General features: G+C 70.2%; 14 protein-coding genes. 7 read left to right on the plus strand and 7 right to left on the minus strand.

What is annotated here, in order from left to right:
• Positions 1-155 precede the first annotated feature (155 nt).
• The 4 genes from KHP12_RS27670 to KHP12_RS27685 all read left to right on the plus strand — a co-directional run bounded on the left by KHP12_RS27670 (position 156) and on the right by KHP12_RS27685 (position 3,041).
• A complete protein-coding gene (locus KHP12_RS27670) occupies positions 156-914 on the plus strand; it encodes a DUF4232 domain-containing protein (protein WP_086884665.1) in 759 nt (252 codons plus the stop codon).
• 136 nt (positions 915-1,050) lie between these two features.
• A complete protein-coding gene (locus KHP12_RS27675; RefSeq protein WP_210609570.1) occupies positions 1,051-1,809 on the plus strand; it encodes a sulfite exporter TauE/SafE family protein in 759 nt (252 codons plus the stop codon).
• Between the two features lie 82 nt (positions 1,810-1,891).
• A complete protein-coding gene (locus tag KHP12_RS27680) occupies positions 1,892-2,476 on the plus strand; it encodes a GNAT family N-acetyltransferase (protein WP_167442667.1) in 585 nt (194 codons plus the stop codon).
• A gap of 115 nt (positions 2,477-2,591) precedes the next feature.
• Entirely contained in the window at positions 2,592-3,041 is a 450-nt protein-coding gene (locus KHP12_RS27685; RefSeq protein ID WP_037954088.1) for a nuclear transport factor 2 family protein, read from the plus strand.
• An 18-nt stretch (positions 3,042-3,059) separates the two neighbouring features.
• Here the strand turns inward: KHP12_RS27685 and KHP12_RS27690 are convergent, their stop codons facing one another.
• Both KHP12_RS27690 and xynA read right to left on the minus strand, forming a co-directional pair.
• Positions 3,060-3,614, minus strand: coding sequence for an NUDIX hydrolase (locus KHP12_RS27690; protein WP_086884282.1), 555 nt, complete (start codon positions 3,612-3,614; stop codon positions 3,060-3,062).
• 227 nt (positions 3,615-3,841) lie between these two features.
• Positions 3,842-4,537, minus strand: coding sequence for an endo-1,4-beta-xylanase XynA (xynA, locus tag KHP12_RS27695; protein ID WP_086884281.1), 696 nt, complete (start codon positions 4,535-4,537; stop codon positions 3,842-3,844).
• Between the two features lie 493 nt (positions 4,538-5,030).
• Between xynA and KHP12_RS27700 the strand changes: the two genes are divergently transcribed.
• The 3 genes from KHP12_RS27700 to KHP12_RS27710 all read left to right on the plus strand — a co-directional run bounded on the left by KHP12_RS27700 (position 5,031) and on the right by KHP12_RS27710 (position 7,218).
• Positions 5,031-5,672 (plus strand): DUF4232 domain-containing protein, encoded by a 642-nt coding sequence (locus KHP12_RS27700; RefSeq protein ID WP_086884280.1) that lies wholly within the window; start codon positions 5,031-5,033, stop codon positions 5,670-5,672.
• A gap of 223 nt (positions 5,673-5,895) precedes the next feature.
• A complete protein-coding gene (locus KHP12_RS27705) occupies positions 5,896-6,621 on the plus strand; it encodes a DUF899 domain-containing protein (RefSeq protein WP_167442666.1) in 726 nt (241 codons plus the stop codon).
• Positions 6,622-6,750: 129 nt separating this feature from the next.
• Positions 6,751-7,218, plus strand: a complete 468-nt coding sequence (locus KHP12_RS27710) for a GNAT family N-acetyltransferase (protein ID WP_086884279.1) — start codon at positions 6,751-6,753, stop codon at positions 7,216-7,218.
• Positions 7,219-7,351: 133 nt separating this feature from the next.
• Here the strand turns inward: KHP12_RS27710 and KHP12_RS27715 are convergent, their stop codons facing one another.
• The 5 genes from KHP12_RS27715 to KHP12_RS27735 all read right to left on the minus strand — a co-directional run bounded on the left by KHP12_RS27715 (position 7,352) and on the right by KHP12_RS27735 (position 12,765).
• On the minus strand, positions 7,352-7,990 hold the full coding sequence (locus KHP12_RS27715) for a response regulator (RefSeq protein ID WP_086884278.1): 639 nt from the start codon (positions 7,988-7,990) through the stop codon (positions 7,352-7,354).
• A gap of 5 nt (positions 7,991-7,995) precedes the next feature.
• Positions 7,996-9,210 (minus strand): sensor histidine kinase, encoded by a 1,215-nt coding sequence (locus KHP12_RS27720; RefSeq protein ID WP_208653159.1) that lies wholly within the window; start codon positions 9,208-9,210, stop codon positions 7,996-7,998.
• A 5-nt stretch (positions 9,211-9,215) separates the two neighbouring features.
• The gene (locus KHP12_RS27725) at positions 9,216-11,432 is read right to left on the minus strand and encodes an MMPL family transporter (protein WP_086884277.1); all 2,217 of its coding nucleotides are present in this window, start codon (positions 11,430-11,432) and stop codon (positions 9,216-9,218) included.
• A gap of 225 nt (positions 11,433-11,657) precedes the next feature.
• Entirely contained in the window at positions 11,658-12,029 is a 372-nt protein-coding gene (locus KHP12_RS27730; RefSeq protein WP_244203179.1) for a hypothetical protein, read from the minus strand.
• A 49-nt stretch (positions 12,030-12,078) separates the two neighbouring features.
• A complete protein-coding gene (locus KHP12_RS27735; protein WP_086884276.1) occupies positions 12,079-12,765 on the minus strand; it encodes a DUF4232 domain-containing protein in 687 nt (228 codons plus the stop codon).
• Positions 12,766-12,922: the final 157 nt, after the last annotated feature.

Below are 12,922 nucleotides of genomic sequence, written 5' to 3' on the forward strand. Positions count from 1 at the left end.
CGGCCGGTGTGGACGGGGAAGTTCCGTTAGCGGCGCGTTAGCGGAACGGTGTCGGGACGGCAGTGATACGGCAGCGGACCACGGAAGGCTCATAGCCATACCGAGGGCCGGTTCGGAACACCGGCCGGACCGCCGACCCATTGGGGGAGCCCACCATGAACGTCACCGCTTACCGCCGCGGCCGCACCGTCCGGACGATCGCCGCCTCCATCGTGGCCGTCGCCGCCCTGAGCGTGACCGCCGCGTGCAGCGGGGGCGGAGACGGAGGCTCCGACAACGCGGGCAAGGCGAACTCGTCGGCCACGGCCCCCGCGTCCGGCACGGACGCACAGGGCGCGGACAAGGCCGAGGGCGGCAAGGAGAACCAGGCCGGCAAGGAGAACCAGGCCGGCAAGGAGAACCAGGGCGGCAAGGAGAACCAGGGCGGCAAGGAGGGCGCCACGGGCGTCAAGGATGCGAAGTCGCAGACCCAGAAGTCCGGCGGCGGCTCCGAGTCCGAGCCGGTCGGCGACTGCGACATCAACAAGACGGCCATCACCGTCCAGAACGTCAAGAGCCCCGTCAACCACATGCTGCTCAAGGCGACCAACAAGGCCGGCGTGGACTGCAAGCTGGTCGGCTACCCGGGCCTGAAGTTCGGCGCCAGCGCGCAGGCCGCCACCCCGGTGAACGAGGACAGCAAGCCGCAGGCCGTGGTCATGCTCGCCCCGGGCGAGAGCGCCTACGCGGGCATCACCACCTCCGCGGCGGACGGCTCGGGCGCCGAGGGCGGCAAGGTCGACTCGCTCGAGGTCTTCATCGACGGCAGCGAGGACCCCAAGCCGGTCGAACTGCCCGGCGGCTCGGTCTACGTCGACAGCGCGGCGAAGGTCACGTATTGGCAGACGGACGCGCAGACCGCCCTGACCTGGTAACACGCGCACAAGCACCCTTGCGTCTCGGGTGTCCATGTACATGAACACCGTCTTGCATAGAAGACAGCCCTCCCTGGAGGATGAGGCGGCGCCGCCGACGCGGCGCACCGGGCACAGGCACAGGGGTGGGGAACGGATGGGCATCGGCTCCGCGGCGCTGCTGGTGTCGGCCGGTGTGGCCTCCGGGCTCGCCGGTTCGATCGCGGGGCTGGCCTCGCTGTTCAGCTATCCGGCGCTGCTGGCGGTGGGACTGCCGCCGGTGGCCGCGAATGTGACCAACACGGTGGCGCTGTTCTCCAACACCGTCGGCACCGCGGCCGGATCCCGCACCGAACTCCGCGGCCAGCGCGACCGCCTCCTCCGGCTCGCCACCATCGCGGCGCTGGGCGGCGCGGTCGGGGCCGCCCTGCTGCTGGGCACCCCGTCCTCCGCCTTCGAGGCCGTTGTGCCGTGGCTGATCGCCCTCGGCTCGGTACTGATCCTGGTCCGCGACCCGCTCCGCCGCCTCATGGCCTCCCGCCCACGCCCCCTCGCCCACACCGCCCGCCCCACCCTCCCGGTGGCGTGCGCGGTCCTGCTGGTCGGCCTCTACGGCGGCTACTTCGGCGCGGCCTCGGGCGTCCTGATGCTGGCAGTGCTCTCCCTGACGGCCACGGAACCCCTCCCGGTCACCAACGCCGTCAAGAACATCGCCACCGGCGCGGCCAACGTAACGGCCGCAGTCGCCTACGCGGCAGTAGCCCCCGTCAACTGGCCCGCCGCCGCCACCCTCGGCCTGGGCGCCCTCCTGGGCAGCCGCCTGGGCCCCCCGGCCGTCCGCCGCCTCCCCGAAACCCCCCTTCGCATCGCCATCGCCCTGAGCGGCCTCGGCCTGGCCATCTCCCTCTGGCACTGACCCCCCTCTGGCGCCAGCCCCGCCGACGGCCCCCAGTCGCTGTACCGCTGCCGCCCGACGATCGCGGGCCTATTCTGTGCCGGTGAACAAATGGTCGCTCGAAGGCACTGTTGTCCGCCTCGTCCCGTTATCCGCCGACCATGCCGAGGCCCTCTTCCCCTCCGCGACCGACCCCGAGGTCTGGCGGTGGATGCCCCGGCCGCGCCCCGAGAGCGTGGGCCAACTGCGGGACATGCTCAGCGAGATGATCGCCGACCCCACGCGGCGCTGCTTCGCGGTGCAACGGCGCGCTGACGGTACCGTCATCGGTTCAACCAGCATGTATGACCTCGACCTCGTCGAGAGCCGCACCGAGATCGGCGCGACATGGTTCGACCGTTCCTGCTGGGGCGGCCCGTACAACGCCGAGTCCAAGCTGCTTCTGTTCGGCCACGCCTTCGACGACCTGCGGCTCGCGCGGCTGGCCCTGCGCACGGACAACCTCAATGTGCGCTCGCAGCGTGCCCTGGCCCGCCTCGGCCTGGTCCACGAGGGGACCTTGCGCAGCCATATGCGCCGCCCGGACGGCAGTCGTCGTGACTCGCTGTACTACAGCCTCCTCGCGGACGAATGGCCCGCGGTGCGAGACGCCCTGCTCGCCCGCGTCGCGGCCAGGCGCGTGGCCTGAAGCGGAGCCCGCCGCCATGAGGCGGGCTCATTACCCCGGACGTAATCGCGCCGCACCGCTGCCCCCGTCAGCATGGTGATCGCTCCCCGCAAGGTTTCCGATCGGAGGGATCACCATGTCCTTGGCCGCGCCCATGACCACCCGCGCCCTGGTGGAGGAACTGCTGCGCCGCATCGGTGAGGGTGATCCCGAGCGGATCGCCGAGCTGTATGCCGAGCGCAGTGACTGGAAGCTGGACTGGCCGGAGGGCGAGCACGGTCGCGCGGCCACTCCGTGGATTCGGCACCGGTCCACCCGTGCGGATGTGGTGGACCACTTCCGGGAGCTGGCCCGGCATCATGTGCCCGAGGAGGCGGCCACCGAGGTGGAGCGGGTTCTCGTCGACGGCGATGACGCGGTCGTGCTGGGCGAGATCCGGCAGACCGCCAGGTCCACCGGGCGCGCCTATCGTGCGCGGTTCGCCCTGCATCTGACGATCGAGGGCGGCCTCGTCACCCGGCACCACGTCTACGAGGACAGCCTCGCCGTCGCCCAGGCGTTCAGCCCGGCCCAGCCGCAGCCATGACGCCGGGCCATTGAGCGATCAGCGGGCGAGCAGGGGCTCCACCCGGGACAGGGTGTCCAGGATGTTCGCCTCCGTGATCGCCATCCGTGCCTCGTCCGGCGTCAGCCAGCGCAGCGGTGCGTCCGGGTTCTCCGGCCGTACCGCCTCGGGAGCGCTGGTGGCCAGCACAAAGCGCACGTCGGCGTGCTCATGCGCCGGCTCCCGGCTGTTCGCGGGGACCGGGACGATCACCAGATGCCGTATCTCCGCGTCCGGCCACGGGGCCAGGTCCGGCAGCCCCGTCTCCTCCCGCCCCTCCCGCAGCGCGATGGCGAGCGGGTCGTACTCACCCGGGTCGCCATGCCCGCCGACCAGCAGCCACGACTGGTGGCGCTGGTGCCAGCGCAGCAGCACACGGCCGCTGTCGGGGTGCACGATCAGGGCGGAGGCGGTGAGGTGAAGGGGACTCATCCGGTCCCAGGGCGCGCCCGCCTCGATGACGCCGCGCACCCGCTCGACGTCGGCGCATTCCGCGGTGGTCTTCGGCCGGTAGCCCGTAAGGACATGGAGGACTGAGTGATCGGCTGTGGCCATGCGCGGATCCTAACGACGCGACCCCACCCACGGCGCGGGGTTTTCCAAGGCCGGTTCGGATACCTGGGCCCTGGTCTCGGGCTTTCACGAGGTGAGCTGTCCGATGCTTGGCAGAAGACGCGGAGTGGAGCCACTGGCGGGGCTCGTCCGAAGAAGCCCCAGGCCGCCTGCCTGGGGCTTCCGGAAGGAGTGGGCCAAGCGCATTGGCCCGTGTTCGGTCAGGACGTTCATCCGCTCACGGTGAGATTCGAATTCCCGCTGCTCTGATATCCCTCAGTCGCGAGGATCATGTAGTACTTGAAGGTGCCCAGACCCATTCCGGAACGGGCCCATGCGTCGAAGTGATTGCCCGTGGTGATGGTTCCGCCCGTTTTCTTCGACTGCCGCACGCTCCAGTACTGGTTGAAGGTCCGGATGCCCTCGACCGAGGGGGCGTTGTAGCGCGTCGTCTGGTAGATGTCGTACGTGCCGCCATCGCTGGTGACGGTGCCCTTGTACGTCCCCGTGGGCCGGTATGTACCCCAGTTGTCGACGACGTAGTACTCCACGAGCGGATTCGAGGTCCAGCCGTAGAGGCACAGATATCCGTTGCCGGACGGATTGAAGCCGCCCGAGTACTGCACGCTCCTGCGTCCGCCGTTGCTCCAGCCCTTACCGCACACGAAATTCCCGCAGTTGGACCATGAGGCCCGGTAACTGCCGCCTGATGACAGCGTCATGGATACCGACCCACCGCCGTCGGTCCAGAACGAATAGTAGAAGCCGTTATTGGTGCCGGTTTGGTTCGTGGTGATGGTCGTGTCGGCGCTGGCGGTTCCGATACTGGGCAGCGTCAGCCCGGACGTGACCAGCGTCAGGGCGCCGGCCCGGCCGATTAAGTTTCTGCGGCTGATCGGCCGGGCGGGGGTGTCGTCCCGGTGCATGCTTCCTCCTTCGGGTGTGGTGGGGGCCTGTTGGCCTGTTGGTGCGACAGTGTTGGACCGGCGCCGTGGGCTGTCAACAGTTTCCGCAAGGATTACGGAAGCTCTGCTGTGGCTGGTGATCTCTCGGGAGAGGGTATTGCCTGTTCATCGCCCTCCTTTCTTTGATCAAATTCAGAGATGATCGATGAGAAGAGGGTAGGAGAGATTCTTTCCAAGGTCTCGTCATCGAAAATTTTCGGAGCTCTTCCGGATCAATTCAGCACCCGTGAGGGCCCGGCCGGACGAAGGGGGCGATGACGTACATGCCATAACTCGCGCTCATATTCAGCGGGTTCGTTCCCCAAGGCGGGCGGGCGACGAAGTACCTGGTCAGAGCATTGCCAGCCCGTTACCAGGTCGTTAGTGACGCGGCAGTAGATCGTCAGTGCCGACTGACAGTCTTGTTGTCATGGCCCCGGGGGACGGGGCCGAAGCCCACGACAACAGGGGACCCATGTCTCGCCGCACCACCACTCTTCGCCATGCCCGCAAGGCCGCCGCCGCGGCGGTCGTCGCTGTCGCCGCGTTCGGTCTGACCGCGTGCCAGGACAACGCGGACGCCAGCGGAAGCTCGTCCTCCTCGGCCGCGAGCGACTCCTCGGACTCCGGTTCGTCCGGTTCCGGCTCGTCGGACGGGGGCTCGTCCGGTTCGGCCGGTGGCAATCAGGGCAATGGCGGTGCGGGCGGCGGTGGCGGCGCCGGTGCGGACACCTGCAAGACCCGGCAACTGGGGTTCAGGAGCTCGCACGGCATGGGTGAGGGCACGCTGATCGTCGACCTCAAGAACAACGGGTCCGCCCCCTGCACCCTCCAGGGCTTCCCCGGTGTGGACCTCAAGAGCAAGAACGGCTCGATCAGCGCCGAGCGCAGCGACCTCAAGGCGCCGAAGACCAAGGTCAAGCCGGGCGAGGAGACCCGCTTCACGCTCTCCTACCCGCCGAACGACTCCGGCGGCAGCGGCGAGACCTTCACCACCCTCGTCGTCACCCCGCCCAACGAGACCCACTCCCACTCCCTCCCCGTGAGCATCAACGTCCCGGTCACCGACGGCTCCGCCGACGCCATCAAGGTGGACCCGGTCGGCACCGGCAAGTAGGCGCGCACAGCATGGCGAATCCCCGGGCCGCTGGCCTGGGGATTCGCCATGAGCAACGAGTATGGGCAACAAGACTGCCTGATCGATCGAACGTTCAACTTCCGGCGCACCGGCGTACCGGCGTGCGCCCTCGCCCGCGACGGCCGACCCTGGATGGCGGGGGCGGTGGACCGTGGACCGGGCTGGAACCGGACCGGAACCGGACTGGAAGGTGAACATCACGATGGAAACACCCCCGATCGTTTCGGCGCAGGAGTGGGAGGCCGCACGCCAGCAGCTGCTCGGGGAAGAGAAGCGGCTGACCCGCGCCCGTGACGCACTGGCCGCCAAGCGCCGGCGGATGCCGTGGCTGGCGGTGGAGAAGGCGTACGCGTTCGACGGCCCCGAGGGCAGGGTGAGCCTGCTCGACCTGTTCGCCGGGCGTCGTCAGCTGATCCTCTACCGCGCCTTCTTCGAGCCCATCGTCTACGGCTGGCCCGAGCACGCCTGCCGCGGCTGCTCCATGGTCGCCGACCACGTCGGCGACCTCGCCCACCTCAACGCCCGCGACACCACCCTCGTCTTCGCCTCGCGCGCCCCGCAGCCGGAGATCGAACAGCTGAAGGCGCGGATGGGCTGGACGATGCCCTGGTACACGATCACCGACGACTTCGACGCCGACTTCGACGTGGACGAATGGCACGGCACCAACGCGTTCATCCGCGACGGCGACCGCGTGTTCCGCACCTACTTCATCAACGCCCGCGGCGACGAGGCGCTGGGCAGCACCTGGAGCTACCTCGACATGACCGCGCTCGGACGGCAGGAGGTGTGGGAGGACTCGCCCGAGGGCTACCCCCAGACCCCGCCGTACGAGTGGTGGAACTGGCACGACGCGTATGGCGACCCCGAACCGGCCCCGGAGTGGCTGGCCCAGACCCGCCGGGGCCCCCGCGGCCGGCCCGCCTGACCTCCGAGGACTGCGCGGCCAGCCCGCCTGACCTCCGAGGACTGCGCGGTCGGCCCGCCTGACCTCCGGGGCCCCCGCACCCCCGCGACCAGCACACCTCGACGTCCGTATGCCGCACACTGTGGAGCCATGGACCACCACATCCGCCCCGCGACGGCCGCCGACGCCGACGCCGTAGAGGCCGTCATCGACGCGGCATACCGCCCCTACGTCGCCCGGATCGGGCTCCGCCCGGCCCCCATGGACGCCGACCACGCGGCCGACATCGCGGCGGGCCGCGTCTTCGTCACCGGCGACCCGGTCATGGGCGTGCTGGTCCTGGTGGCCGAGCCCGACCACCTCGTCCTGGAGAACATCGCCGTCCATCCCGACGCCCACCGCCAGGGCGTGGGCAGGCACCTGCTCACCTTCGCCGAAACCCACGCCCGCGCCCTCGGCCTCCCGGAGATCCGGCTCTACACCAACGCCCTCATGTGGGAGAACCAGGAGATCTACCCGAGGTACGGATACGAGGTGACGCAGCGCCGCCAGGACGGCCAGTACGACCGCGTCCACTACCGGAAGCGCGTGACCGGGCCCACGTCCGACGAGCGGTGAGGGGGCAGCAGCGGGATCGCCGCCGTGCTGCTGGCCGGCTGGGCCGCCACGGACGAAGCACTGCCCAGAGGGGTATCGCCACCTCGTCTTGACCTTGCCCTCGGGGGCAAGGCACCGGCGACGGCGTCTCCCGCTAAGGCCGCTCCAGGATTCCCCTCTCCATGGCCACCACCACCGCCCTCGTCCGGTCGTTCACATCGAGCTTGGCGAACAGCCGGAGCAGATGCGTCTTCACCGTGGCCTCGCCGATCACGAGGCGCCGTCCGATCTCGGCGTTGGTGAGACCGTCCGCCACGGCGTTGAGGACGTCGGTCTCGCGCTCGGTCAGCGGGTCCTGAACGGGCCGCCGCATCCGCGCGACCAGTTTCTCCGCGACCCGGGGAGCGAGCACCGTCTCGCCCCGTGCCGCCGCGTGGATGGCGTCGACGAGCTGCTCGCGGGTGGTGTCCTTGAGCAGATAGCCGATGGCACCGGCCTCCACCCCGCGCTCGATCTCCGCGTCGGTGTCGTACGTGGTCAGGATCAGCACCCGGGTACGGGGATACCGGGCGACGATCTCGGTCGTCGTCGCCACCCCGTCCAGTACGGGCATCCGCAGATCGACCAGAGCCACATCGGGGTCGTACCGCTCGACGAGTTCGAGCGCCGCGCGTCCGTCCCCCGCCTCGCCGACGATCTCGATGCTGTCCTCGGCGGCCAGCAGGGCGATCACCCCGGCCCGCATCACGGTGTGATCGTCCACCACGACGATCCGCAGACCGCCCTCGCGCATGTCCCTCATGCCTCCACCTCGCCCGCCGTGGGGACCCCCGCCAGGGGGATCAACGCCAGGATCCGCGTCCCGTCGCCCACCGAACTCGTCACCGTGAGTCTCCCGCCCAGCTCCGCCAGCCGCTTGCGCATGCCGTCGAGCCCGAAGCCCGTCGACTCCCCGACCAGGAACCCGGTTCCGTCGTCGGTGATCTCCAGCTCCACTCCGTGCGGACGCCGCGCCAGCACCACGCCGACCATGGACGCGCGCGCGTGTTTGCGCACATTGGCCAGCGACTCCTGGGTGCAGCGCAGCAGCGCGATACGGGTCTGCTGGTCGCACTCGAGGTCCGCCAGGTCGGCGTCCACCGCGAGCCCGGTGTCCTCCGCGAAGCGGTCCAGCGTACGGCGCAGGGTCCGCGCCACCGAGCCGCCCGCCACCTGGCCCGGACCCGGCTGCCGCGCCGAGCCGACCAACTCCCGGGCCTCGGCGAGGTTTTCCCTGGCGGTGGACTCGATCGACCGCAGCTGCTGGGCGCTGGTCGCCGGGTCGTGGTGAATGCCCGCCTGGGCCGCCTCCGCGAGCACGATGATCGACGCGAAGCCCTGCGCGAGCGTGTCGTGGATGTCCCGTGCGATGCGTTCCCGTTCGTCCGCCGCGCCCTGCCGCTGGTGAGCCTCGGACAGCTGCGCCTGCGTACGCTCCAACTCCTCGATCAGCCGCGCCCGTTCACTGCTCTGCGCGACGACCGAGTGCGCCCACAGGCCGATCAGTACGCCCACCGCGACCACGATCAGGGTGGACACCATCGTCTCGCCGAAGAACTCCGCGGTCCATCCCTGCCGGATCAGGCTCCCGGCCAGCGTGGCACCGGTGGCCAGCCCGAGGAACCCCATCGAGACCCGCGGCGTGCGCCCGAACATCCAGTAGTGCGGCAGCGTCACCATGAACAGCGCCGCGTAGCTGCTGCCCAGATAGGCCAGCCCGCCGAGCGCGAGCACGAGCGCCGAGAGATAGACCCGTGGCCGTACGACGGGGTTCCCCGGGAAGCGGTCGAGCACCGCGTAGCAGAGCACCACCAAGCTGAGCAGCGCGAGCGCCTCGTACTTGCTCCCGCTGGCCGGGACCGTCGTCACCAGGCCGACGGCCATCGCGGCGAACAGCACCCAGCACACGGCGTTCCACCGGCGCAGCGACGTGGCCCAGAAGGCGTCGGCCAAGGGGGTGGCGAGAGCGGTCATACCGATCAACGTACGTCGACCGCCGGTCGTCCGTCGGCCGCCGGTCGTCCGTCGGCCGTTCGGGACGAGGTCACCGTGGCCCGTCCCGCCGCCCGCGAGGGCCACCAACTCGCCTCACCGAGCAGCAGCATCGCCGACGGAAGGACCATGATCCGGACGATGAAGGCGTCGAGCAGCACGGCCGCCGCGAGGACGAAGCCGATCTGCTTCATCTCGATGATGTGGAGGAAGACGAAGCTCACGAAGACCGTCGTCATCACCACCGCCGCACTCGTCACCACACTCGCCGACCTCCGGATGCCGTCCAGCACCGCCTGCCTCGTGGACGCGCCCGCGAGTACGGCCTCCCTGATCCGGCTCACCACGAACACCTGGTAGTCCATCGAGAGCCCGAAGAGGATCACGAAGAGGAACAGTGGTACCCGCGATCCGATCGAACCCGTGGAGTGGAAGTCCAGCGGCCCCTCGGCCCAGGTCCCCTGGAAGACCAGGACGAGCAGACCGAGCGCGGCCGCCGCGGACAGCACATTCAGCAGGACCCCGATCAGCGCCAGCACCAGCGAGCGGAACGCGTACGCGGTCATCGCGAAGGTCACCAGCAGCAACGCCCCGAGGACCAGCGGGAGTTTGCCGTTCTGGTGCGCGGGATAGTCGGCGTACCGGGCGACGTCGCCACTCACCCCGGACTCCGCCCCGTCGACCCGGCCGACGGTCGCGGGGAGGTAGTCCTCGCGCAGGTGGTCCAGGGAGTCGTACGCCTGGTCGGAGTTGCCCAGGTACGGCACCTTCAGCTCGAGCACACTGACCCGGTGGTCGGCGGAGGTCCGCACCCGCGAGGCGCCGCTGAACAGCGGGTCGGCGTCGGCGCGCCGGGCCAGCTCCCGCAGCGCGCCGCCGACCTCGCCGGATCGCGACGCGTCGGCACGTACGACGACCTGGTGGGTGACCCGCTGGTCCGGGAACGCCGCGTTGAGCCGGTCGTACACCCGCATGGCGGCGATGTCGCGGGAGTGGGTGTCCCGGCTCATCTCCGTGATCTTCAACTCGGCCAACGGGACGGCGAGCGCGAGCAGGGCGAGAACGGATACGCACAGGGTCGCCAAGGGGTGCCGGCTCGCGGGTCGCAGCAGGGCGGCCCATACGCGGCCACCGCCGTCGCCCCGCGTCCGGCGCGCGGGCCTTCCCCGCTCGGCACGCCGCCGTGCCCTGCGCTCCTCCCGTTCTCCGAGCTTGACGAGCATCGCGGGCAGCGCCGTCAGCGAGCTGGCCACCGCGACCAGGACGACCACGATCGTGCCGGTGGCCAGCGAGGAGAAGATGACGTCGGAGGCGAGGTACAGCGTCGCGGTGGACGCCACGACCGCGAGCCCGGAGATCACGACGGCCCGGCCCGAGGTCGCCGAGGCCAGGTCCACCAGCGCCTCGGAGCTCAGTCGGCCGCCCGAGCGGGCGCGCTCCTCGCGTTCCCGCTTGAGGTAGAAGAGCGTGTAGTCGACGCCGACCGCGAGGCCGATCATCAGGATGACGTTCGTGCCGACCCCCGCGTCGGGCGAAACGTGTGAGGCCACCATCGAGAGCCCGATGGCCGCCGCGATCGACGACAGCGCGAGCAGCAGCGGCACCCCCGCCATGGTCACGGATCCGAACACGACCAGCAGGGTGATCAGGGTGATGGGAAGCGTGATCTTCTCGGAGAGCGCCAGGTCGTCGCCGCGCTGCTGGTCGACCCCCTTGCTGATGGACGGGCTCCCGGTCTCCTCCAGCCGCAGCCCCGGATACGCCTTCCTCACGGCGTCCGTCTGCCCGACCAGCGCGTCGACCTTGTCCTTCGCGTCGCGCTCCTCGCCCTTCAGCGCCACCTCGACCATGAGGATCCGGCGGTCCCCGGACAGCAGCGGGTCGGCGACGCCCGCGACCTCGGGCAGCCGCTCCATCCGGGCGGTCAGGTCCCCGGCGGCGGCCTCGGCCGCGTCCCGGTCGAGGCCGCCCGACCGGGCGGAGATCAGCACCTGCTCGGTGGCCCGGCGCGCCAGACCCCCCTCGGCGGCCATCGCCTCGGCCCGTCCCGCCTCGCCGACCCGGTAGTCGGCCGTCGTCGCGCTGTGGGTCCCGACGGCGCTGCCGACCCCCAGGCACAGCGCCACGAACACCAGCCAGCCGACGATGGCCCGCCAGGGGTGCCGAGCGCTCCAGCGCGCCATGCGCACAGTGAGTGATGTCATGCCCGAAAGCCTTGCTGGCCAGGGCAGTTGGCCGACAGAGGTACCCGGTTGAACTTCCCGTCCACCGATCGGTGGACGGCACGGCTGCTCGGGCAGCGGCCGGTCGTTCGCCGAAGCGCCCGCGACCGCCGCCGCCATCGCGGCCATCGCGGCCATCGCGACCGTCCCGGACGCCGGACGCCGCCGGTGTCCGGAGGACCCGGCGGCGCCCAGTCGTGGCGAGGATCAGGAGCAGGACTCGTAGAACTGCTTCCAACCGTCGCTGGGCATGGCCGGCGGCTCGGCCGTGGACCCGAACTCGCCGTACTTCTCCTTCAGCGCGTAGTCGAAGTCGCCCGGGCCGCTGCCCGCGTACGACAGACGCACGTCCCGGTCCAGCTGCCCGTCACCGGAGTTGTTGAGGATCGCGAGGTCCGGGTACGGGTCGTCGCCGTAGTTGACGATCCGGAGCTGCTGGACCTCGCCGTGGTCGCCGATGTCGGAGTGCCGGGACTCGGCGGAGCCGAGGTTCGACCGCTGGAGCGGGCCGGGGCGGTACTCCGCGACGCGCGCCGTCGAAGGGTCGTCCCCGCCGGCCGGCTCGACGATGACGACCATAACGTTGTTGCTGCGAGAAAACCGCGGCTCACAGCCGACCCCCCATGGGCTACTGGTCCGTTCCACCGAAGGGGACAGCGTCCGCCGCGGAGGTGTGCCAGTTGGTGACGATGGGCTCGTCGACGGTGATGGTGCCGACGGGCAGGGAGACCGGGTTGGGGTCCTCATCGCCGATCCCGACGATGATGCTGTCCAGCTCCTTGCCACCGTTTTCCTTGGTGGTCTTCGGGTTCACGCCGGCGTAGGCGGTCGTTCCCCTGCCCAGCGTGATCGCGGGCCCGACGGCCTGCTCCGCGGGACCCGCCTCGGTGCCGTCCGACCCGAAGGCCACCGTGGGAAGCGCGGCGGGCAGCGTGCAGGTGATCCCCGGCTTGGCCTTCGCGATGACCAGGATGTAGCCACCGGCCTGCGACTCGTTCCTGGTGCTCCAGGAAATGTCATTGGCCCCGCACGCCTGCCCGACCTTGCCCCGCTCACCATTCCCGGTATCGGCACCGGACCCGTCCTGGCTCCCCTCGCCCTTCGCGCCGGAGGATCCGCCCGACGAGCCGGAGCCGGTGTCCTTCCCGGTGTCCGCCCCGGTCGAGGCCTTGGCGGTGGCCTCGGCGGAGGCGGACGAGTCACCGGACCCACTGCTCGTGTCGTTCGAGTTCTGGCAAGCGGTGGCGAACATCGCGGCCGTCACCAGCAGACTCGCACCGGCGAACGTACGGATCCGGGAGCGGTTGATAACCATGGAATGACCCTCTTCGTCATCAGCGGAGTACTGCGCCCGGCGACGTTTCGCTCGGTGTGCCACCCACCCTGCCGCTGACCGCTACCGTTCCATTAGCGCCCCGCTAACGAACCGCTGACGCCCCTCCCTTGCCCGCGTGGTCGTCGGGGTGCGGCGG

This window comes from Streptomyces asiaticus (genome assembly GCF_018138715.1).
In the GTDB taxonomy this organism is placed as follows: domain Bacteria; phylum Actinomycetota; class Actinomycetes; order Streptomycetales; family Streptomycetaceae; genus Streptomyces; species Streptomyces asiaticus.

Bases quoted from the DNA above. Each gene is read 5' to 3' on its own strand.
- KHP12_RS27690 (WP_086884282.1), bottom strand. From the start codon at position 3,614: ATGGCCACAGCCGATCACTCAGTCCTCCATGTCCTTACGGGCTACCGG.
- KHP12_RS27675 (WP_210609570.1), top strand. From the start codon at position 1,051: ATGGGCATCGGCTCCGCGGCGCTGCTGGTGTCGGCCGGTGTGGCCTCC.
- KHP12_RS27715 (WP_086884278.1), bottom strand. From the start codon at position 7,990: ATGCGCGAGGGCGGTCTGCGGATCGTCGTGGTGGACGATCACACCGTG.
- KHP12_RS27720 (WP_208653159.1), bottom strand. From the start codon at position 9,210: ATGACCGCTCTCGCCACCCCCTTGGCCGACGCCTTCTGGGCCACGTCG.
- KHP12_RS27705 (WP_167442666.1), top strand. From the start codon at position 5,896: ATGGAAACACCCCCGATCGTTTCGGCGCAGGAGTGGGAGGCCGCACGC.
- KHP12_RS27685 (WP_037954088.1), top strand. From the start codon at position 2,592: ATGTCCTTGGCCGCGCCCATGACCACCCGCGCCCTGGTGGAGGAACTG.
- KHP12_RS27700 (WP_086884280.1), top strand. From the start codon at position 5,031: ATGTCTCGCCGCACCACCACTCTTCGCCATGCCCGCAAGGCCGCCGCC.
- KHP12_RS27735 (WP_086884276.1), bottom strand. From the start codon at position 12,765: ATGGTTATCAACCGCTCCCGGATCCGTACGTTCGCCGGTGCGAGTCTG.
- KHP12_RS27670 (WP_086884665.1), top strand. From the start codon at position 156: ATGAACGTCACCGCTTACCGCCGCGGCCGCACCGTCCGGACGATCGCC.
- KHP12_RS27725 (WP_086884277.1), bottom strand. From the start codon at position 11,432: ATGACATCACTCACTGTGCGCATGGCGCGCTGGAGCGCTCGGCACCCC.
- KHP12_RS27730 (WP_244203179.1), bottom strand. From the start codon at position 12,029: ATGGTCGTCATCGTCGAGCCGGCCGGCGGGGACGACCCTTCGACGGCG.
- KHP12_RS27710 (WP_086884279.1), top strand. From the start codon at position 6,751: ATGGACCACCACATCCGCCCCGCGACGGCCGCCGACGCCGACGCCGTA.
- xynA (WP_086884281.1), bottom strand. From the start codon at position 4,537: ATGCACCGGGACGACACCCCCGCCCGGCCGATCAGCCGCAGAAACTTA.